This window comes from Streptomyces sp. NPDC059009 (assembly GCF_042740175.1).
In the GTDB taxonomy this organism is placed as follows: Bacteria; Actinomycetota; Actinomycetes; order Streptomycetales; family Streptomycetaceae; genus Streptomyces.
In genome coordinates, this window is the sequence record NZ_JBHYJB010000002.1 from 365,351 (window position 1) to 385,661 (window position 20,311).

Genomic DNA, 20,311 nt, shown 5'->3' on the forward strand with positions numbered 1-20,311 from the left:
AGCGAGGCTTCGGTCCGTCAGCTTTCGCTCCGTCGGCTACGGAGCGCGCGGCACCACCAGCCCCGACTCGTACGCCGCCACCACCGCCTGCGCGCGGTCCCGGACGCCCAGTTTGGACAGGACGCGGCTCACATGGGTCTTGACCGTTTCGCCGCCCACCACCAGGCGTTGCGCTATCTCCGTGTTGGAGAGGCCCTCCGCGACCAGGCGGAGCACCTCGCGTTCGCGCGGAGTGAGGGTGGACAGCTCGGGGGTGGGGGACGAGCGCGGGCGCAGGCGCGTGAACTCCGCTATCAGGCGGCGCGTGACCGTCGGCGCCAGCAGGGCCTCGCCCGCCGCCACCACCCGCACCGCGTCGAAGAGCCGCTCGGCCACCATGTCCTTGAGCAGAAAGCCGCTCGCGCCCGCCGCCAGCGCGTCGTACACGTGCTCGTCCAGGTCGAAGGTCGTCAGCATCACCACGCGGGTGGTGGGGAGTTGGCGGGTCAGGAGGCGGGTCGCCTCGATGCCGTCCATCGTCGGCATCCGGACGTCCATGAGGACCAGGTCCGGGCGGGTGTCGCGGCAGACCCGGACCGCCTCGGCGCCGTCCCGTGCGCTGCCGACGACCTCGAAGTCCGGCTGGGTGTCGAGCAGGGCCGCGAAACCGGCCCGTACGACGTCCTGGTCGTCGGCGACCACGATGCGGACCGGGGCGGGGAAGGGGGCGGTATCGGCTGTCATGGGGTGGCCGGCCCCTTCGCCGGCAGCGTCGCCGTCACCGTGAAGCCTCCCGCCGGACCCGGCCCCGCGTGCAGCGTGCCGCCCGCCATCGCCGTGCGCTCCCGCATACCGAGCAGGCCGTGGCCGGGGGACGGGTGCTCCGTGGGGGCGGACGGGGTGCCCGGGCCGCAGTCCCGAATGCGGAGGGTCAACTCGGCGTCGGAGTAGTGGAGTTCCACGTCCACCGCCGATCCCGGTGCGTGGCGGCGCGCGTTCGTCAGGGCCTCCTGGACGATGCGGTACGCGGTCAGTTCCAGGCCGGGGTCGAGTGAGGTCACGCGGCCGCTCACGATGAGGCGGATCGTGGCGGCCGTTGCCGAACGGGCCTTGTCCACGAGCGACACCAGCTGGTCCAGGCCCGGCTGTGGGGTGCGTACGGGGGCGGTGGCCGTCGGCGCCGTGGCCGGGGGCTCCTCGCGCAGGACGCCCAGGAGTCTGCGCATCTCCGTCAGGGCCAGACGGGCCGTGTCGCCGATCGCCAGGAGTTTCTGGGCTCCCGCCTCCGGCAGGTCCGGCGTCGTGAAGCGGGCCGTCTCCGCCTGCACCGAGATCGTCGAGATGTGGTGCGCGACGATGTCGTGCAACTCCCTTGCGATACGGGCCCGTTCACCCAGCGCCGCGTGGGCCAGGACCGTGTCGGCGTACGCCCAGTCGGCGGCCGAGCGGCGGGCCGCCTCCGCCCGGGCGCGGCGCGTGGCCCCCGCGCTCAGCGCACCCGCCGCCCCGGCGAGCAGCGCCACCCCGTACGGGCCGCCGTCCGTGGCGAGCGCGTACGCGACGAAGGGGATCGCGAACAGCACCGCCGTACGGGCCGAGCGGCGCAGGCCCACCAGGAACAGGACCGTCGCCAGGGCCGGGAGCCCCGACCAGCAGGGCGTGCGGTCGTCGTACGCCACCGGCGTGAACAGCGTCGAAGCCGTCACCGTCACCGCCGCGAGGAGCAGGTGGGCGCGGGCGAAGGCGAGCGGGAGCGTCGCGCCCAGGGCCAGGGCCAACTCGCCCGGTACATAACCTGGTTGACCCTGCGCCGGGGCCAGGACCTCGGCGAGGGCGGTCAGTCCGAGCGTCGTGGCCGCGATCAGGGGGACGTCGGGGGAGGCCGCCAGCTTGCTCGCGTACCGCTGCAGGCCGCGCAGCCGCGTTCCCCTCCCCGCCAAGGCCGTCATGGCCGTCATTATGGGCGCCCGTCGCGGGCCGGGCGTCCCCCTCGCGGGGGACGGGGACGCCGCCAAGACCCCGCCCGTGCGGGATGGCCCGGGGGCGTCGTGTCTCTACCGTCTTCGCCATGACCGAGATGACGACCGGACCGGCGACCGGTGCGGCACGGCCCGGCGCGGGCGTGCCGATCGAGGCGCGGGGACTGAGCAAACGCTATGGAACGACCGTGGCCGTCGACGACCTGACCTTCACCGTGCAGCCGGGGAAGGTCACCGGGTTCGTCGGGCCCAATGGGGCGGGGAAGTCCACCACCTTGAGGATGGTGCTCGGGCTCGACGCCGCCGACCGGGGCGAGGCGCTCATCGGGGGGCGGCCGTACGCCGCGCTCGGCGATCCGCTGACCGTCGTCGGCGCCCTCCTGGACAGCGAGGCCCTGCACCCGGGCCGCCGCGCCCGCGACCACCTTCTCTGGCTCGCCCACTACAGCGGGCTGCCGCGCCGCCGCGTCGACGCCGTGCTCGACCTGGTCGGCCTGGCCTCCGCCGCGAAGAAGCGGACGGGCGGCTTCTCGCTCGGCATGCGCCAGCGCCTCGGCATCGCGGCCGCGCTCCTCGGCGACCCGCCGGTCCTCATCCTCGACGAACCCGTCAACGGCCTGGATCCCGAGGGCGTCCAGTGGATCCGTGTCTTCCTCAAGTCCCTTGCCGGGGAAGGGCGTACGGTCCTCGTCTCCTCCCATCTGATGAGCGAGCTCCAGGGCACCGCCGACCACCTCGTCGTGATCGGGCGCGGGCGGCTCCTCGCCGACACGGACGTGGCCTCGCTGCTCGACGCGGCCTCGGGGGAGCGGGTCGCCCTGCGCACGGAGCGGCGGGCGGAGGCGCTGATGGTGCTCACGGGCGCGGGCGCCACGGTCGCCGTGACCGGCCCGGACTCCCTGACGGTGACCGGGCTCGCCGCCGAGCGGGTGGTCGCGCTGCTGGGCGCCGAAGGGGTGCCCTTCTCCGAACTCGCCCGGCATCGCGCCACGTTGGAGGAGGCGTACATGGAACTCGCCGCGTCGGAAGGGGAGTTCATGACGCACACGGAGACGGCTGCGGGCTCGCCTCTGGAGGCGTCGTGATACGCGCCCTGCGCGCCGAGTGGACCAAGCTGCGCACCGTCCGCAGCACGGCGTTCGCGCTGCTCGCCACGCTCGCCGTGACGCTCCTGGTGACCGTGGCGTCGGCGAGCGGCAGCCGCGTCGACTACGACGGCCCGAAGGCGTACGACGGGCTGACCTTCGCCCATCGCACGGCCGCCACCGGCGAGGCCGCCTTCACGGCGCGCGTCACCGCGCAGCGCGCCAGTGTGCCGTGGGCGAAGGCGGGACTGCTGCTCAAGGACGGGACGCGGAGCGGCTCTTCGTACGTGGCGCTCATGGTCACCCCCGGCCACGGGATCCGCATGATGGCGGACAGCAAGCACGAGCTGACCTCGTCGGCGTCCGGCAAGAAGCCGGCGTCCGGCGCGGAGGCGAAGGCCCCGTACTGGCTGCGGCTCACACGCGCGGGCGACCGCGTCACCGGCTACGACTCGCCGGACGGCCGCACCTGGCACCGCATCGGCACGCTGCGCTCCCCCGGGCTGCCCGCGGCGGCCCAGGCCGGTCTCTTCGTCACGTCCCCGAACAAGGAGATCGAGAAGCGCGTCGGCCCGACCGTCTCCGTGGCCCACCCCGTGCCCACGGTCGGCCGGGCCACGTTCGACCACGTCACCATCCCGTCGGCGGACGGCACGTGGCGGCACACGAACGTCACGCAACCGCCGGACCCGCACGCACCCCCGCCCGACGAGCAGCGCAAGCCAGGCACCTTCCAGCGCTCCGCCGCCGGCGGGACCTTCACCCTCACCGGCAGCGGCGACCTCGGCGGCCTCGGCATGGGCGGCTTCGGCCTCGGCCCGCCCCTGGACCTCGTCCGGCAGACCCTCGACGACGGCATCCGGCTCGGACTCATCGGGGTGATCGCCCTCGGTGTCCTGTTCATCACGTCCGAGTACAGGACGGGCACCCTGCGCACCACGGTCGCGGCGAGCCCGCGGCGCGGGCGGGTCCTGGCCGCGAAGGCGGTCGTGCTCGCGGGCGTCGTGTTCGTGGTCGGGCTGGTCGCGAGCGTCGGGGCGTTCCTCGTCGCCCAGCCCTACCGGCGCGCCAACGGCTATGTGCGGCCGCTCTTCGACCCGCCGTCCCTCACCGACGCGGCGACGCTGCGCGCGATCGTCGGCAGCGCGCTGTTCCTGGCCGTGCTCGCCGTGTTCAGCCTGGGCGTCGGGGCGCTGCTGCGGCGCACGGTCCCGGCGATCGTGCTGCTCTTCGTGCTCCTGGTGGTGGCCCCGCTGGTGGCCTCCACGACGTCGATCACGGCCGACGAGGCCGTGGGCCGGGCCACCCCCGTCGCCGGGATGGCGATCCAGCAGACGCGCCAGGTCGTCGACACGGTGACCACGCCCTGGGCGGGCTTCGCGGTGCTGTGCCTGTACGCGGCGGCGGCGCTGGGGGCGGCGCAGTGGCGGCTGCGGAGGCGGGACGTATGAGGCACGCGGTGCTCGGGGAGTGGACGAAGTTCCGTACGGTTCCGGGGCAGGTGTGGACGGCCGTGGGCCTGCCGGCCGCGATGGTCGCACTCACCGCCCTGGTCGCGGCGGGCGCCCACCCGGAGGAGTCGGGCACTCTCGACGTGACCGCCCTCTCCCTGTCCGGGGTGTACTTCGCGCAGACGGGCGCGGTGCTCGTGGCCGTGGCGGTGGTGTCGTCCGAGTACCCCCGGATGATCCGTACGACGCTCCTGGCGGGCCCGCGCCGGGGCACGGTGTTCGGGGCGAAGACGGCGGTCGTGGCGGCGGCGGTGCTCGTGGCGTCGCTGGCCGGGGTGGCGGGGGCCCTGGCGACGGGCCGCGCCACCTTGACCGGGCGGTCCGGGCCGTCCGGGCAGTCCCCGTCCCCACCCCAACTCCCGCTCTCCTCCCACCTGCTGTGGCGGGTGGCGCTCGGCACGGTGGTCTATCTGCTGCTGGTCGCCCTGCTGAGTGTGGGCGCCGCGCTGGTGCTGCGGCACGCGGCCGCGACGACGGGCACGGTCCTGGCGCTGCTGTACGCCCCGTATCTGGCCACCCTGATCATCAAGATGCCGGACCGCTGGCTGCACCTGGTCCAGAAGGCCGCGCCGATGACGGCGGGCCTCGCGGTGCAGCGGGCCCAGGGCGAGGGGACGGCGCCGCTGGCCCCCTGGACGGGGATCGCGGTGCTCGCGGCGTACGCGGGGGCGGCGCTGCTCGCCGGGTGGGTGGCGCTGCGGGTGCGGGATGCGTGAGACCCAGCTCACAGGGTTCAGCTACGCAGCTAGGCAGCTGCGCGGTCACGCGCACTGGGCCTGGGTGGCCTCGGCCCACTCGGTGACCAGGCGCTCGTACTCGCGGCTCTGCTCGGGGCGGAGCCGGCCGCCGGCGCGGAGCCAGAGCGCGCGTATCTCCTCGTTCACCTCGGCCGCGGAACGCGGGCCGTCAGGGGTGGCGGGAGTCGTGGTCATACCGTGAAGCCTACGGAGTTTGATGTGAAGGAGACGTCAAAAACGGGCGAATGTGATCGGTATCGCTTCGTCGTTTCTGGGTAAGCGAGTGCACCCGATGCGGATGGACGGAGCGTCAACGTCCGCTGAACGCCGCGCCAAACGGTAAGAGCCGGAACCGCGGCGTGCGGTTCCGGCTCGTACTTCTTTCTCGTACCTCTTTGTTGAACTGGGCGGCGGTTACGCCGACTTCGGCTCCTCCAGGCGCGGGAACAGCACCGCGCCCTTCGTCACCGTCGCGCCCGCGGGGAGCTGCCCCCAGGTGCCGGCCGACTGGACCGGCTGCTCGGCGAGGGCGCCGAGCGACGCCTCGGCGCCGAGGGAGTCCCAGAGCTTCTGGGAGGTCTCCGGCATGATCGGGTTGAGCAGGACGGCCACGGCGCGGAGCGCCTCCGCCGCCGTGTAGAGGATCGTGGCGAGGCGGGCCTTGCCCTCGTCGCTCTCGTCCTTGGCGACCTTCCACGGCTCCTGCTCCGTGATGTAGCCGTTGACCAGCTTCACGAAGTCGAAGACCGCGAGGATGCCCGACTGGAAGTCGAGGTCCTCGCCGATGGCCCGGTCGGCCTGGGCGACGGTGGCCGCGAGGGCGTCGTGGAGGGTCTTCTCCGCGTCGCCGTCGGCCGCCGAGGCGGGCAGGGAGCCGCCGAAGTACTTGCCGACCATGGCAGCCACGCGCGAGGCGAGGTTGCCGTAGTCGTTCGCCAGCTCGCTGGTGTAGCGGGCGGTGAAGTCCTCCCAGGAGAACGAGCCGTCGCTGCCGAACGCGATGGCGCGCAGGAAGTACCAGCGGTACGCGTCCACGCCGAAGTGCGAGGTCAGGTCCTGCGGCTTGATGCCGGTCAGGTTCGACTTCGACATCTTCTCGCCGCCGACCATCAGCCAGCCGTTGGCCGCGACCCTGCCGGGGACCGGCAGGCCCTGCGCGAGCAGCATCGCGGGCCAGATCACCGCGTGGAAGCGGAGGATGTCCTTGCCGACGAGGTGCACATCGGCGGGGAAGGTGGTGTCGAACTTCTCCTGGTTCGCTCCGTAGCCGACGGCCGTCGCGTAGTTCAGGAGCGCGTCGATCCAGACGTAGATGACGTGCTTGTCGTCCCAGGGGACCTTGACTCCCCAGTCGAAGGTCGACCGGGAGATGGAGAGGTCCTGCAGGCCCTGCTTGACGAAGTTCACGACCTCGTTGCGCGCGGACTCGGGCTGGATGAAGCCCGGGTTCGACTCGTAGAGCGCGAGGAGCTTGTCGCTGTACTCGCTCAGCTTGAAGAAGTAGTTCTCCTCGCTGAGGATCTCCACGGGCTTCTTGTGGATGGGGCAGAGCTTCTGCCCCGCGAACTCGCCGCCCGCCTCGCCGTCGATGAGGTCGCCGGGGAGCTTGTACTCCTCGCAGCCCACGCAGTACGGGCCCTCGTAACCGCCCTTGTAGATCTCGCCCTTGTCGTAGAGATCCTGGACGAACTCCTGCACGCGGTCCGTGTGGCGCTTCTCCGTGGTGCGGATGAAGTCGTCGTTCGCGATGTTCAGGTGCTCCCAGAGGGGCTTCCACGCCTCGGTGACGAGCTTGTCGCACCACTCCTGGGGCGTGACCCCGTTCGCCTCGGCCGTGCGCATGATCTTCTGACCGTGCTCGTCCGTGCCGGTGAGGTACCACACCTTCTCGCCGCGCTGACGGTGCCAGCGCGTGAGCACGTCGCCTGCGACGGTCGTGTAGGCGTGGCCCAGGTGAGGAGCGTCGTTTACGTAGTAGATGGGGGTCGTCACGTAGAACGCCTTCGCGTTCTCGTTCGCCCCCTGCTTCTCGGATCCAGTGGCCGCCATGGTCGAAATCCTAACGGCCTGACGGAGATCCACTCACCTCGATTGCCGCTGGTACCGAGGGGTGGACGCCATGGACGCCATGGACGTCCGGACGCCCCGTGCGTCCACCCCTCGCCGTGGCTTACGGGCGCCAGGCCGCCAGGAGGCCCTCGTAGAGCTCCTTGTCGGTGAGCTCGCGGGGGGCCGGGCCCGCGTGGAAGAACGCGGCGTTGTCCGCCTTCAGCCTGCGCAGGTAGTCGAAGCCCTTGGCGTCGTGCTCACCGAAGGCGACGAACTGGAAGAAGAGGGGGTGCTTCGCGGCGTCGGCCAGGGCCTGGGTGGCGGGGCCCTTCGCGTCGGGGGCGCCGTCCGTCTGGAACACGACGAGGGCCGGTTCGCCCGCGTGCTCCGACTTCTCGTAGTGGGCCACGACCTCTTCGATGGCGCGGTGGTAGCTGGTGCGGCCCATGCGGCCCGCGTCGGCGTGCAGCTGGTCGATGCGGTTCTCGTGCTCGGGGAGGGTGAGGGTCGCTGTCGCGTCGATGTCGGTGGAGAAGAACACGACGTGCACGGAGGGGGTGGCGGGGTCCGGGGCCGTGTGCGCGGCCAGCGCGAGGATCTGGTCGCCCAGGGCCTGGGCGGAGCCGTCCTTGTAGTACGGGCGCATGGAGCCGGAGCGGTCCAGGACGAGGTAGAGGGGGGCGCGGGTGCCGGTGAGGTCGTTCTTCTTGAGGGCTGCGGTGGCCGCCTTGTAGGCGGTGGCCAGGGAGGGGGCGGTGCGCTTGAGCTTGGCGAGGGTGAGGGCTGCGGCTTGGGGGGCCTCGGCCTGCGGCTCGCTGGGCTCGGGGGTCTCGGCCTCCGGTTCCGAGTTCACAGAAGGAGCGGCCTCGGTCTCGGCCTCCGGTTCCGAGTTCACAGAAGGAGCGGCCTCGGCCTCGGTCTCGGCCTCCGGCTCCGAGTTCACAGAAGGAGCGGCCTCGGGCTCTGGCTCCGAGTTCACAGCGGTAGCGGCCTCGGGCTCCGGTTTGCTGGGCTCCGCCTTCGGCTGTGTCGGCACGGCGGTAGCGGCCTCGGCTGCGGGCTTCGGCTCCGAAGGGGCGGGCTCCCGCTCCGCGGGGGCGGCCTCCGGGGCCGGGGTGGGCTCCGGGGTGCGTTCGCGGGATGGTTGCGGCACCGTCACGTTGTCGAATGCCGCTGCGACCAAGTCGTCCACCGGGGGCGGTGTGGGTTCCGGGGAGGGGGACGGGACCGTGGCCTTGGGCTCGGGGGTGGGTTCCGGGGAAGGGGACGGGACCGTTGCCCTCGTCGACGTTGTTGTCGATGTCGATGTCGATGTCGATGTCGATGTCGACGTGGTCGAGGGAGTCGGCGTCCCGGACGCGGGTGTCGCCTCCGGCTCAGCCTTCCGTGAGCGGCCGAACGCGTTCCGCAGGCGGTCCAGAATGCCCATGTGCGCAACCCTTCGCGTGAGTTGGTTCCCGAAAGTCCCTGAAATCCCTGGCCAGGGCGGACACGTAAGGTTAGCCGCCGCGAAAAGCGATCTTGGGCAGGGTCGGCGACCGTCACCCTCCCGTACCACCCTCGCGTCAACTCCCCCTCGTGCGCCACGGATTCACCCTCCGTTCACCCGGTGGCCGCCGCGTTGCTGACAGTCGCCCCTACCGTCACGGCGGAAACAGGCCACCCGTAAGCACCCGCAAGCACCAGGAGGAAGCGTGCGCAAGCTGCTGCCGATCATCACCTCGCACCCGGGGAGCGGCGGCCGTTCCGCCCTGACCTGTCGGTTCCGTTGCGGGGACGCCTGCTTTCACGAAGTGCCCAACACCAGTGACAACGAGTACGTGGGTGACGTGATCGCAGGGGCGCTCAGCCGTCGTGCCGTGATGCGCGGTGCCGCCGTCATGACCGTCGCCACCGCCGCCGCCAGCAGTGTCGTTCTCGGCGCGGGGGCCTCCGATGCCCACGCCGCCGCGGGCGCCGAGGCCGCTGAGGCCCAGGGTGCTGGAGCCTCCGCCGGAGCGTCCCGCGGCAAGAGCGCCCGCGGCCTGCGCTTCGCGCCCGTCGCGCCCAACACCCGTGACGCCGTCACGGTCCCCGACGGGTACGAGCAGAACGTCGTCGTCCGCTGGGGCGAGCCCATCCTGCGCGGTGCTCCCGCCTTCGACCCCGAGAAGCAGACCGCCAAGGCCCAGGCGGGGCAGTTCGGTTACAACAATGACTTTCTGAGTCTGCTGCCGTTGCGGCGTGAGCCGCGTCGGCAGGTGCTCGTCGCCAACCACGAGTACACCGACGAGGTGCTGATGTTCCGGGGGTACGACCCCGAGAACCCCACCCGTGAGCAGGTCGAAGTCGCCTGGGCCGCGCATGGGCTGTCCGTCGTGGTCGTGGAGGAGGAGCGGCGGCGGGGGGCGCTCTCCGTCGTGTCCCGGCATCAGCTCAACCGGCGGCTCACCGCCACCTCCCCCTTCCGGCTCGCCGGACCGGCCGCGGGCAGCGAGCTCGTGCGGACGAAGGCCGACCCTCGCGGCACCACCGTCCTCGGCACCCTCAACAACTGCTCGGGCGGCACCACCCCTTGGGGCACGACGCTGCACGGCGAGGAGAACTTCAACCAGTACTTCGCGGGCGCCGAGACCGTCACCGATCCCGTCGTCGCCGCTCGGCTCAAGCGGTACGGGGTCATCGGAGGCGCCTCCGAGCGGAAGTGGGAGCGGTTCGACGACCGCTTCGATCTGGCCAAGGAGCCCAACGAGGCCAACCGGTTCGGCTGGGTCGTCGAACTCGACCCGTACGACCCGGAGTCGACGCCGCGCAAGCGCACCGCTCTCGGCCGCTTCAAGCACGAGGCCGCGCAGCCCCGGCTGACCGACGACGGACGTCCCGTCGTCTACATGGGCGACGACGAGAAGTTCGACTACTTCTACAAGTTCGTCAGCAGCAAGCGGATGGCCAGGGGCACCTCCCGTGCCGCGCACGAGCACAACCTCACGCTGCTCGACGAAGGGACGCTCTACGTCGCCAAGTTGAGCGGTGACTCGCCGGTGAGCGAGATCGACGGGAAGGGGACCCTGCCGTCCGACGGGGAGTTCGACGGGAGCGGGACCTGGATCCCGCTCGCCACCGCAGGGCCCGGCGGCACGGCCGTCTCGCACGTCGAGGGCATGACCGCCGAGGAGGTGTACGTCTTCACGCGCCTCGCCGGGGACAAGGCCGGCGCCACGAAGATGGACCGGCCCGAGGACATCGAGCCCTCGCCGCACTCCGGCAAGGTCTATGTCGCCCTCACCAACAACTCCGACCGGGGCAAGGCCGGGAAGGCGGGGGCGGACGAGGCCAATCCGCGCAACCTCAACAAGCACGGGCAGATTCTCGAGCTGACGGAGCGGCGCAACCGCGCCGAGTCGACCACCTTCGCCTGGTCGCTCTTCCTCGTCGCCGGTGACCCGAACGACCCCGCCACCTACTTCGCGGGCTTCCCCAAGGACCGGGTCAGCCCCATCTCCTGCCCGGACAACGTCGCCTTCGACCCGTACGGGAATCTCTGGATCTCGACCGACGGCAATCAACTCGGCTCGCACGACGGGCTGTTCGGGGTCGCGACCCGTGGGGAGCGGCGCGGTGAGCTGAAGCAGTTCCTCACCATGCCGACCGGCGCCGAGACCTGCGGTCCGCTCGTCCAGGACCGGCGCGTCCTCGTCTCGGTGCAGCACCCGGGCGAGGTCGACGGCGCCTCCGTCGAGAAGCCCGCGAGCGTCTGGCCCGACGGCGCCGGGAAGATCACCCGGCCCTCGGTGGTGTCGGTGTGGCGGCGCGACGGGCGCGACATCGGCGTCTGACCCGGAGCCGCAGCACTTACGGAGATCCGTAGGCGCGCATACGGAAATGGGGCACCCCGGCCCAGGGGGTGCCCCATCTCTTTCCGTATGAGTGGCCGCTCAGCTACTCATAGGTCTCAGGCGCGCGGTCGCGCGGGCGCTCAGCCGTTGTGCTGGCGGCGGCGGTAGAGCGCGAAGCCCAGGCCGGCCGCACCGGCAGCCGCCAGGCCGCCGCCCGCGGCGAGCAGCGGGGCGTCGTCGGAGGTGTTGCTGACGCCGTCGGCACCGGCCTTGACGCCGCCGCGCGGGATGACCGTGTGGTCGTTCTTGTTGCCGTTCGGGGTCGGCTTCGGGGCGGGCTTGCCGTCCATCCAGCCCTTCATGGTGCCGTCCGGGTAGAGGACGAAGTGGGCGCCGTTGTGCTGGCCGTAGGCGGCCTTGTTGCCGGACTGCTTGATCGTGTCCCAGACGATGCGCTTGCCGGACGCCAGGTCCTTGGCGATCATGTCGGCCTCGTAGCCGCCCTTGACCTTGTAGACCTTGGCGTCGAAGCCGGAGCCGCCGAGGTTCTTGTACTCGCGGACGAACTGGCGCTTCTCGGGCTGCGGCTTCGGCGGGGTGGGCTTGCCCGACATGGTCAGGTTGCCCGCCGCGGTCAGCGTGAAGGTGCGGCCGTCGATCTTCGTGCTGGCGTCGTTGATGTACGCCTTCAGGTGACCCTTGACGGCCTTCTGCTGGTAGATCTCCGCCTTGGCGGTGCGCGCCGAGGCGTTGACGTCGACCTTCGCGGTCCAGCCGTTGCCCAGGTCCTTCATGGTGGAGGTCCAGCCGCCGGGCTTCGGCGGGGTGACGTCGCCGCCGGTCTTGGTGACCGTGCCGTCGGCGCTCAGCGTGAAGGTGGCGCCGTCGATCTTGGTGCTCGCGGACTTGCCCTCGGTGGCCTTCAGGGAGCCCTTGATCGCCTTGTTGAGGGAGATCTCCGCCTTGGCGCTGCGCGTCGAGGGCTGCACGTCGACCTTCGCGGACCAGCCGCCGCCGAGGTCGGTGGTGCCCTTGGACTCCCAGCCGCCGACGACCGGCTTGTCCTTGTCCTTGTCGGGCTTGGTCTGGTCGTCCGGCTTGGTGTGGTCGTCCGGCTTGGTGTTGTCGTCGGGCTTGGCGTTGTCGTCACCGCCGGGCTTGACGTTGTTGTCCGTCTTGTCGGTCTGGTCACCGGTGGCGACCTGGCCGTGCGGGGCCGGGGCCTCCGACGCGAAGGCGGCGGTGGTGGGGACGGCGAGAGCGGCGATCGCGCCGGTGGCGATGGCTGCGGTGCGGAAGGTGCGACGGGTGGCGCGCATAGCGGTGACTTCCCTCTGACTGGTCGTGCTGTCTGTCCGTGTTTGTGCCCCTTTGCGGCGGCGACAGGAATGAAGTTACGAGTGCCATGTGTGCGTCGTCCGTCGGGAATGTAACAACCACCCGCAGACGGTGACGCGGAACCGTAAACCAGCCATAAGTGCAGGTCAGAGGGGGTTTTGCCAAAGGTCCCGGGTTTCTTGGGACCTAGGTCACGCCACCGTCATACGGCCGCGCGACGGGCCGCTCCCGGGGCTGCTCCCGGGGCCGCTCCCGCTGTCCGTGCGCCCCAGCCACTCCCTATAGGCGGGCGCCTCCATCGCGGCCTCCCAGTAGGACTCCTCCAGCTCCCCGTACACCGCGTCCAGGTCCTCCTCCGTGCGCGCCGCGAGCAGCAGCCGCACGCCGAGCGGGTCGCCGTGCAGGGGGCGGACCGCCATGCCGTCGCGGGGCAGCGAGGTGGGCTGGCAGAGGGTGACCACCTCGCCGGTCGCGACGAGGGACGACGCGGTGAGGTAATCCCCTTGCAGGATCTGGGGGTTGAGCCCGGCGCCGGTCAGCATGCGGCGCAGGCCGTCCCACTCCCCGTCCACCGTCGGGTCCACCATCCAGCGCTCCCCGGCCAGTTCGGACAGGCGTATCACCGGCCGCGCCGTCGTCGGGTGGCTCGCCGCGACCGAGACGAACTGCGGCTCCCGCTCCAGCAGGACCCGCCGCCGCAGTCCGTCCTGCGGCCGCAGCGGGCAGCCCTCCACCTCGTGCACGAACGCCACGTCGAGCTGGCCCACGGCCACCATGCGCAGCAGCGCGTTCGCGGACACGTCCATCTGGAGCGAGGTCTCCGTGCCCGGCAGCAGGACGCGCAGCCGGCGCAGCCAGCCCGGCAGGGCGCGGCTGGCCGTGGAGCCGATGCGCAGCCGCGGGCCCTCGGCGGCGCGGGCGGCGGCCGCCTTCGTCTCGGTGATCAGCGCCCGCATCTCGGCGACGAGGGGGCGGGCCCGCAGCAGCACGGTCCGGCCGAGCGGGGTCGGGCGGCAGCCGGTGCGGCCGCGGGTGAAGAGCTCGCCGCCGAGTGAGTTCTCGATGCGCCGCAGCTGGGTCGTCAACGACGGCTGGCTCATGCCGAGTTGGCGAGCCGCCTTGTGCAGGCTTCCGGTGTCGGCGATGGCGCACAGCGCGCGGAGGTGTCTCACCTCGAGCTCCATGGACGCGAGCGTAGAGCGCCCGCAGCGGTCACACCAGACACCCAAATCCCAATGGAACCGCCATACTTGGCCCACTTCCGGCGCGGGATGTGTTCTCCGGTGATAAGTCCGTGCCCTCGGGTGATAGGTCCGCCCTATCACCAACTGCCATCATTCCCAGGCGCCCCACGTTCCCCGAAACTCAACGGCACCGAACCGTTCACCTTTCATCGAACGAGTAGGGAGCCCCCCACATGCACAAGCGTTACCTGTCCGTCGCGGCCGTCATCGGCCTCGCCGCAGCCGGACTCGGCACCACGTCCGCGGCGGCCGCGACGGCCACCTCCCCCACCGGTTCCTCCGCGAACTCGACCGCCGCGTACGCGAAGTACGCGGGCTCGGCCGAGAACGCCAAGGCCAACAAGGCGTTCTTCGACGCCGTCCTGAAGTCGGTGGCGGAGAAGCGCGCCGCCAACCCGGGCGCGAAGTCCGTCACCGTCACCTATGACGCGTCGGGCGCGCCGACCTTCGCCCAGCAGATAGCCAACAGCACGTCCATCTGGAACGGCGCCGTCTCGAACGTGAAGCTGCAGGAAGGCAGCGGCGGCGACTTCGAGTACAGAGAGGGCAACGACCCGCGCGGCTCGTACGCCTCCACGGACGGCCACGGCCACGGCTACATCTTCCTGGACTACGCGCAGAACCAGGAGTACGACTCCACCCGCGTCACCGCCCACGAGACCGGCCACGTCCTCGGCCTCCCCGACCACTACGAGGGCCCGTGCAGCGAGCTGATGTCGGGCGGCGGCCCCGGCCCCTCCTGCACGAACTCGCAGCCGGACGCGAACGAGCGGGCGCAGGTGGACCAGCTGTGGGCCAACGGCCTCGCCAAGGCGCTGGGCAAGCTCAACAAGGTGCACTGACCCCGTAGTTGACCAGTCGCCTCACCGGGGCGGTGTGGGCGAGGTGATCGCCCGCGCCGCCCCCACCTCTTGCCGGAGCGGTTCCAGGACGCTGTCCTGCGGCCCGCTGAACTCGATGGGGACCGGCACGAGGATCTCAGCCTCCCGCAGCCCCTCCGCCAACTCCCGCAGCTGGCGCACGACTTCGGCGATCTCGTCCTCCCCGGGCTGCGGCGCCCCGTGCCGGATGCGGACGCGGGCGGCCGTCGTGGCGTCCACGATGCGTTCGACGGCGACGACGAGGGGCCACCAGGCGGCGGCGCGGGTGCCGGTGGGCGGGGGTTCGGTGAGGGCGCGCTGGAACTCCGTACGGATGACGGACAGGTCGCGGTAGAGGCGGCGGCGCATCCGGGCGCGGGCCGCGGCCGACGACTCGGCCGTTCCGCCCGCCTCTCCGAAGGCGCACTCCACATAGCGCGCGGTGTCCGTGACGGCGTCCGCGAGCCGGTCCCCGACCCGGGCCCGCCAGCTCTCCGGCCACAGCAGATAGCCCGCGACCAGCGAGATCCCACAGCCGATGAGGCTGTCCCACAGGCGCGGGGCGACCAGGCCGACGCCCTGGTGGTTGAGGATGTCGGACAGGACGAGGATGACCGGGGTGATGGCGGCCGTCTGATAGCCGTAGCCGCGCGGGGTGAGCGCCGGGATGAGCGGCGCGAGCAGCATGATCACGGGCACGTCCCACCAGCCGCGCGGCACCGCCCCGAGCACCGCCACCGCGAGCACGAGCCCCGCCGCCGTGCCGAGCGCGCGCATGACGGCCCGCGAGAACACCGAGCCGAAGTCCGGCTTCAGGACGAACGTGACGGTGAGCGCCACCCAGTACGAGCGGTCCACCTCGATCAGCGAGACCAGGGCCTGGGCGATGCCGATGCACAGCGCGAGGCGGAGCCCGTAGCGCCAGGAGGCGCCGGACAGCAGGACGTTGCGGGCGGCGCGGCGGGCGCGGACCCGCAGGGCGGCCGGGCGGCCGAGGCGGTCGTCGGTGTCGATGACCGCGAGCGGGTCGGGGTCGGCGAGGGTCTCGGCGGCGTGCCGGACGGCGAAGTCGACGGCGCGGGCGGCGGGGGTGGCGTCGGGGTCGCACTCGGGGAGGCCGACGGCAGCGGCGGCCCGGGCAACGGTCCCGGTCCGGGCCCCGGCCGCGGTCCCGGCCCCGGTCCCGGCCGTGGTCCCGGTCCCGGTCCCGGTCCCGGCCCTGGCTTCGGCCCCGGCCCCGCCCTCGCCCCTGGCCCCAGTCCCGGCCACCCGGTCGGCCAGTTCCCGCACCGCCTCCGGGAGTTCCTTCGGCAGCGGGGTGCCGCCCTGGTGGGCGGCGGGGGCGGCCTCCACGATGGGGGTGACCGCGTTCAACCCGGCGATCAGGCGCACCAGTTCGGGGCTGCGCCCGTGGTCACGGGCGCGACGGGCGAGCACCAGGTCGTAGCTCTGGTTGAGGGAGACCGTGACGGCGGCGCGGGCGTCGTCGTACGCGTCCGTGCCCGCGGCCTCGAGGAGCGCCGCCACGCTCCGGTACGTCCCCGCGACCGCCGCCCGCTCCGGCACCCCCGACCGCAGCGGCCACGCGAGCAGCGCGAGGACGAGGACGAGGAGTCCGCCGCCCGTCATCAGCAGCGGGGCCAGCCACCACTGCCCCGGCATCGGAAGCCCCGCCCCCACCACGGAGTTGAGCAGGAGCAGCAGCCCCGACACGGAGGCGACCGCCCCGATCGTCGACATCATCCCGGAGACCAGCGCGATGGCGGTGACGACGCCGACGGCCACCCACCCGTGTCCGAACACCAGCGAGCCCAGGGTCACACCGAGCGCGCCGAAGAGCTGCGGCACGGCGATGTTGAAGATCCGCATCCGGTACGCGTCGGCGGTGTCGCCGATGACGCCGGACAGCGCACCCATGGAGGCGAGCGCGCCGTACGCGGGGTTCCCGAGGGCGATGCCGAGCGCGACGGGCAGGGCCATGGCGACGGCGGCGCGGGCGACGGCGGCCCAAGGGATGGGGGCGGGCTGCGGCTTCAGGCTCCTGACCAGCCAGTCGGGGGGAGCGAGGGGCTTCAGGAACGGGTGGGACATGGGGGCATTATCGCTGGCCGGGCCGGGTGAGGGGCGTGACCGGTGCCCCGTCAGGGGCGCGGGGAACTGCGCGACCAGCCCCCACCGGCCCGCAGCCGAAGAAGCACCGGCGGAGCCGCAGCCGAAGAAGCACCGGCGGAGCCTCAGCCGTCCTCACGGTGCAGCGTGAGATCCAGGACCAGCGCCCGGTGATCCGTGTTCCCGATCTCCAGGAACCGGGCGTCACGCGCCGCGAAGTCCTTCGTCGCGAGCACGTGGTCGATCTGCGCCCCCAGGGGGGAGGGCAGGTCGGCGGGCCAGCTGGGCGAGCGCGACGACCCGGCGAGGCGGGAGCCGTCCCGCACGCCCGCGTCCAGGACGCCGCGGAACGCCGCGTGGTCCTGCGTCGCGTTGAAGTCCCCGGCGACGATCGTCGAGCGGCCCCCGCCCGACTCCACGTACTCCCGCAGCGCGCCCAGCTCCTTGCGCCACACGCCCAGGTCGCCCGGCGTCGGCGGCATCGGGTGCGCGAGCTGCAGCCGCACCTTCTCGCCCTTCACGTCGGCGACAGCCCCCGGCATGCCCAGCGTGGCCGGGATCCCCTCAGCCTTCGTCAGCGGCACCTTCGACAGGATCACCGAGCCCTCGGCGCCGCTCGCCTCCACGGCGCTCCGGTACGGGTACACGCCCGGCTCGAACGCCTTCTTCAGCTTCCGGTCGCAGTCGAAGTCGCACTCCTCCACGAACAGGAGGTCGGGCCGCTCCTTCTTCACCGCCTTGATCAACCCGTCCGTCCCGCGCCCGAATTCGACGTTGGACGTCATCACGCGCAGCTCCGCGAAGGGCTTCCCGGGGGCGTCGTCGGCCTTGCCGTACGGCTCCATGTACCAGGCGAGACCGCCGAGCACGACGACCGCCCACAGCAGCCCGATCCGCCACCGCGCGAGCCCCGCGAGCAGCAGGCCGAGCCCGGCGGGCGCGAGCAGCCAGGGCAGGAACGCGAGGAGCTGCGGCACCGGCGTGACCCCGTCCACGTCCGCGATCCGGCAGCCCAGGACGACGCTGGCGCCGAGGAGCAGCAGCCCCGCGAGCCACGCGGAGGGCCGCCGCCACAAGGACGGCCGCCGGTACGGGAGGAGGTCGCCCGGCCCCTCGTCCGGCTCGCGCACGGGTGCCGTCGCCGTCATGCCGTCCACACAGGGCCCCTTCTGCTGTCCACGGCGGGCCCCTCCTGGTCGGCTGTCGGCTGCTACTCGACGGGCACCCGGCCGTCGCCCGACCGGTTGTGGCCCCCATCCTTCCTCAGAGACGAAGGACGCCGACGGGTGGTTGCCGGCCGCCCCCACAGCCAGTTCCCGAGGGCCACCGCGAGGCCCACCCCGATGAGCACCCAGGACGCGGTGCGCAGCGAGTCCGTCAGGGCGTCGTAGACCGCGCCCGCCGCCGCCTTCGACACGTCGGGCGGCAGGTCGTCGAGGGTCGTGCCGCGCCCCACGGCCAGCGCGATCGCGAGCGCCCCGGCGCCGAGCGCGGCGCCCAGGGCGGTGGCGGTGACCGCGCGGCGGCGGTGCACGGCCAGGAGGATGCCGCCGACGCCGAACACGAGGGCGGCCGCCGGGAGCCAGAGGCCCGCCACCTGCAGCATGTGGAATCCCTTCCGCAGCTCGCCGAGGTCCTGCGACTTCATGACGGTGACCTGCGTGTGCTGGACGGGGATGCGCTGGGCGAACGGCGTCCCGTCCTCGACGAGCTGCTTCTTCACCTGCTCGGTGATGGGGGCGAGGTCGATGGTGACCTCGCTGTCGGACTCGTTGTTGAGGGCGTCCTGCACGGCGTCGTGGGCGGCCCGGTTCGCCGCGTTCCACGCCGTCTGGAAGGCCGCCGTCTCCGTGAAGGACTGCACCGCTTCCCGTACGAAGGTCTCGACGGTGCCCTGCAGCGGGCCCACGTCGATGTCCTTCATCACCGAGTCCGTGACCGCGTCGGCCACCGCCCCCTGCACATCGCTGTTCGAGGCGAGCGGCGCCATCGTCGCGACGTACCGGTCGGTGTCCTCGATCTCCAGCTTCGCCCAGGTGGACAGGGCGCCGAGCGGCACGAGCAGACAGGCGAGGACGAGGAGGACGCCGGAGAGGACGCTCCGGACCTTGCGGGGCACAACAGACAGTGACGGCGGCACGCCTCCCAGGCAAGGCCCCGGGCAGCCCGTCCGCGAGCGGGCAGGCGCACACGGGGGAGCTCTCCGGTGGAGCACTCGGCCGTACGGGTGTTTCCTGGAGCTGGGGAGAGGAGGCCGATCATGCGAACCACTCCGGCCCTGACCACCCTCGCCGCCGCGCTCCTGGCCGGCGGCGCCCTCACCGTCGCGACGGCCCCGCAGGCATCCGCCCACGAGGCCACTCACGAGGTCACCCACGAAGCCGCCCACAGCGTCGCCCACAACAACGACGGCGTCGTCTGGGGCACCGTCGTCTCCGCCTCCGACCTGAACGTCCGCGACCAGCCGAGCACGGGCGGCGCGATCGTCGCGACCCTGCCGTCCGGCAGCCAGGACCGGGTGGAGTGCGCGACACGTGGCTCCAGCGTGTGGGGCAACCCGTACTGGTACTGGCTGGGCGGCGCCCGCGGCTGGGTGAGCGCGGCCTACGTCGACACGGCGGGCCGTGGCGTCCCCGACTGCGGCGGCAACGGCGGCTCCAGCCCCTGCCACCAGTGGCACGACAACTGCAACGACCCCTGCCCCGTCTGGAAGGACCGCTGACATGGCACACGCCGCTCCCACCGCACCGGCCGCACCCTCCTCATCGGGTCCGCTCTCCAGGGCGTCCGGACTGGCCCTCGCAGCCGTGCTCCTGGGCGCCGTCTACGGCATCTGGGCGTCCGGGATCCGCCGCGACGCGGGCCCCATCACGGGCATGAACATCCTGTTCGGCTTCGTGACGGGCATCGCCTTCGCCGCGATCTGGTACGGCCTGCACACGATCTCCCCCCGCCTGCCGCGCGAGCTGCGCGCGGTGAGCTGGACGGTCTTCACGGGCCTGTCGTTCGGCTTCCTGTACAGCCTCACGGGCGCGACGGTGCTGCGGTCGACGGTCATGGCGCTCGCGGTGGCGGTGCCGGTGGGCCTGGCGCTGTTCTACCGCTACTACACGACGGAGTGAGCAGCCCCGCTACGAGGCGGTGGGGTGGGCCTCCCGCCAGGCCGCCATCGACCGGTTCCAGTCCGGGCCGTCGAGGGCGGTGAGCGAGGCGGGGAACAGCCCGTCCTCCTCCTTGGCGATGTGGTGGTGCAGCTCGTCGATGGCCTCCTTCAACCGCCGTACGTCGGCGGGCTCGGTCAGGTCCAGGACGGGCAACAGCTCGGCGAGCTCGCGGTGTTCGTCGACGAGGGCCTCGATGTACCCCTCGTACTCGGGGTCCTCGCGCATGACCGCGAAGAGCCCGTTCTCCTCGCCCCGCCAGTGCGCGTCCAGCTCGCGGGCCATGGCGTGGACGAGCTCCCGGGCCCGCGCGTGATCCCCCTCGTCGAGGGCGCGCACCGCGTCCCCCGCCGCGTTGGTGACCTTCTCGTGCTCCGCGATGAACTCTTTGATCAGCGGAATCTCACGGCAACCGCAGTAGTGGCACATGGCTTCGTTCTAAGC

At 72.1% G+C, this 20,311-nt stretch carries 18 protein-coding genes; 7 read left to right on the top strand and 11 right to left on the bottom strand.

Features of this window, described 5'->3' with window-relative positions; translation table 11 throughout:
• Nucleotides 1-36: 36 nt before the first annotated feature.
• Entirely contained in the window at nt 37-723 is a 687-nt protein-coding gene (locus ACFWYM_RS03410; RefSeq protein ID WP_384829372.1) for a response regulator, read from the bottom strand.
• Complete coding sequence (locus ACFWYM_RS03415; protein WP_384829374.1) at nt 720-1,928, bottom strand: sensor histidine kinase; 1,209 nt, start codon at nt 1,926-1,928, stop codon at nt 720-722. The genes ACFWYM_RS03410 and ACFWYM_RS03415 overlap by 4 nt, the downstream gene beginning before the upstream one ends.
• A gap of 119 nt (nt 1,929-2,047) precedes the next feature.
• On the opposite strand from ACFWYM_RS03415, the gene ACFWYM_RS03420 reads away from it, so the two are divergent.
• From ACFWYM_RS03420 to ACFWYM_RS03430, 3 genes are read left to right on the top strand one after another with little or no spacing between them, the layout of a single operon-like run.
• Nucleotides 2,048-3,043 carry an ATP-binding cassette domain-containing protein gene (locus ACFWYM_RS03420; protein ID WP_384829376.1) on the top strand — a complete coding sequence of 332 codons (996 nt, stop codon included), beginning with the start codon at nt 2,048-2,050 and terminating at the stop codon, nt 3,041-3,043.
• A complete protein-coding gene (locus ACFWYM_RS03425) occupies nt 3,040-4,494 on the top strand; it encodes a hypothetical protein (RefSeq protein WP_384829378.1) in 1,455 nt (484 codons plus the stop codon). Before ACFWYM_RS03420 ends, ACFWYM_RS03425 begins: the two co-directional genes overlap by 4 nt.
• A complete protein-coding gene (locus ACFWYM_RS03430; RefSeq protein ID WP_384829380.1) occupies nt 4,491-5,270 on the top strand; it encodes a hypothetical protein in 780 nt (259 codons plus the stop codon). Before ACFWYM_RS03425 ends, ACFWYM_RS03430 begins: the two co-directional genes overlap by 4 nt.
• Before the next feature lie 45 nt (nt 5,271-5,315).
• Here the strand turns inward: ACFWYM_RS03430 and ACFWYM_RS03435 are convergent, their stop codons facing one another.
• The 3 genes from ACFWYM_RS03435 to ACFWYM_RS03445 all read right to left on the bottom strand — a co-directional run bounded on the left by ACFWYM_RS03435 (nt 5,316) and on the right by ACFWYM_RS03445 (nt 8,532).
• Nucleotides 5,316-5,486 carry a hypothetical protein gene (locus ACFWYM_RS03435; protein WP_384829382.1) on the bottom strand — a complete coding sequence of 57 codons (171 nt, stop codon included), beginning with the start codon at nt 5,484-5,486 and terminating at the stop codon, nt 5,316-5,318.
• A 219-nt stretch (nt 5,487-5,705) separates the two neighbouring features.
• Complete coding sequence (gene metG, locus ACFWYM_RS03440; RefSeq protein ID WP_384829384.1) at nt 5,706-7,340, bottom strand: methionine--tRNA ligase; 1,635 nt, start codon at nt 7,338-7,340, stop codon at nt 5,706-5,708.
• 121 nt (nt 7,341-7,461) lie between these two features.
• Entirely contained in the window at nt 7,462-8,532 is a 1,071-nt protein-coding gene (locus tag ACFWYM_RS03445) for a VWA domain-containing protein (RefSeq protein WP_384829385.1), read from the bottom strand.
• A gap of 502 nt (nt 8,533-9,034) precedes the next feature.
• Here ACFWYM_RS03445 and ACFWYM_RS03450 point away from each other — a divergent pair.
• Entirely contained in the window at nt 9,035-11,155 is a 2,121-nt protein-coding gene (locus ACFWYM_RS03450; protein ID WP_384829387.1) for a PhoX family protein, read from the top strand.
• A 140-nt stretch (nt 11,156-11,295) separates the two neighbouring features.
• Here the strand turns inward: ACFWYM_RS03450 and ACFWYM_RS03455 are convergent, their stop codons facing one another.
• Both ACFWYM_RS03455 and ACFWYM_RS03460 read right to left on the bottom strand, forming a co-directional pair.
• On the bottom strand, nt 11,296-12,474 hold the full coding sequence (locus tag ACFWYM_RS03455; protein ID WP_384829389.1) for a hypothetical protein: 1,179 nt from the start codon (nt 12,472-12,474) through the stop codon (nt 11,296-11,298).
• Between the two features lie 210 nt (nt 12,475-12,684).
• Nucleotides 12,685-13,677: a LysR family transcriptional regulator gene (locus tag ACFWYM_RS03460; RefSeq protein ID WP_384829391.1), complete on the bottom strand. Its 993-nt coding sequence runs from the start codon at nt 13,675-13,677 to the stop codon at nt 12,685-12,687.
• 233 nt (nt 13,678-13,910) lie between these two features.
• On the opposite strand from ACFWYM_RS03460, the gene snpA reads away from it, so the two are divergent.
• Nucleotides 13,911-14,579 carry a snapalysin gene (gene snpA / locus ACFWYM_RS03465; protein ID WP_384829392.1) on the top strand — a complete coding sequence of 223 codons (669 nt, stop codon included), beginning with the start codon at nt 13,911-13,913 and terminating at the stop codon, nt 14,577-14,579.
• Between the two features lie 21 nt (nt 14,580-14,600).
• Here the strand turns inward: snpA and ACFWYM_RS03470 are convergent, their stop codons facing one another.
• The 3 genes from ACFWYM_RS03470 to ACFWYM_RS03480 all read right to left on the bottom strand — a co-directional run bounded on the left by ACFWYM_RS03470 (nt 14,601) and on the right by ACFWYM_RS03480 (nt 18,825).
• Nucleotides 14,601-16,688 (bottom strand): FUSC family protein, encoded by a 2,088-nt coding sequence (locus ACFWYM_RS03470; RefSeq protein WP_384829394.1) that lies wholly within the window; start codon nt 16,686-16,688, stop codon nt 14,601-14,603.
• 143 nt (nt 16,689-16,831) lie between these two features.
• Nucleotides 16,832-17,854 carry an endonuclease/exonuclease/phosphatase family protein gene (locus ACFWYM_RS03475; RefSeq protein ID WP_384829434.1) on the bottom strand — a complete coding sequence of 341 codons (1,023 nt, stop codon included), beginning with the start codon at nt 17,852-17,854 and terminating at the stop codon, nt 16,832-16,834.
• A gap of 62 nt (nt 17,855-17,916) precedes the next feature.
• Complete coding sequence (locus tag ACFWYM_RS03480) at nt 17,917-18,825, bottom strand: hypothetical protein (protein WP_384829396.1); 909 nt, start codon at nt 18,823-18,825, stop codon at nt 17,917-17,919.
• 141 nt (nt 18,826-18,966) lie between these two features.
• On the opposite strand from ACFWYM_RS03480, the gene ACFWYM_RS03485 reads away from it, so the two are divergent.
• Together ACFWYM_RS03485 and ACFWYM_RS03490 are read left to right on the top strand one after the other, a co-directional pair.
• Entirely contained in the window at nt 18,967-19,428 is a 462-nt protein-coding gene (locus ACFWYM_RS03485; RefSeq protein ID WP_384829398.1) for an SH3 domain-containing protein, read from the top strand.
• A gap of 1 nt (nt 19,429) precedes the next feature.
• Nucleotides 19,430-19,828, top strand: coding sequence for a hypothetical protein (locus tag ACFWYM_RS03490; protein ID WP_384829400.1), 399 nt, complete (start codon nt 19,430-19,432; stop codon nt 19,826-19,828).
• Between the two features lie 9 nt (nt 19,829-19,837).
• On the opposite strand, the gene ACFWYM_RS03495 is transcribed toward ACFWYM_RS03490, so the two are convergent.
• Nucleotides 19,838-20,296 (bottom strand): hemerythrin domain-containing protein, encoded by a 459-nt coding sequence (locus ACFWYM_RS03495; protein WP_384829402.1) that lies wholly within the window; start codon nt 20,294-20,296, stop codon nt 19,838-19,840.
• Nucleotides 20,297-20,311 lie beyond the last annotated feature (15 nt).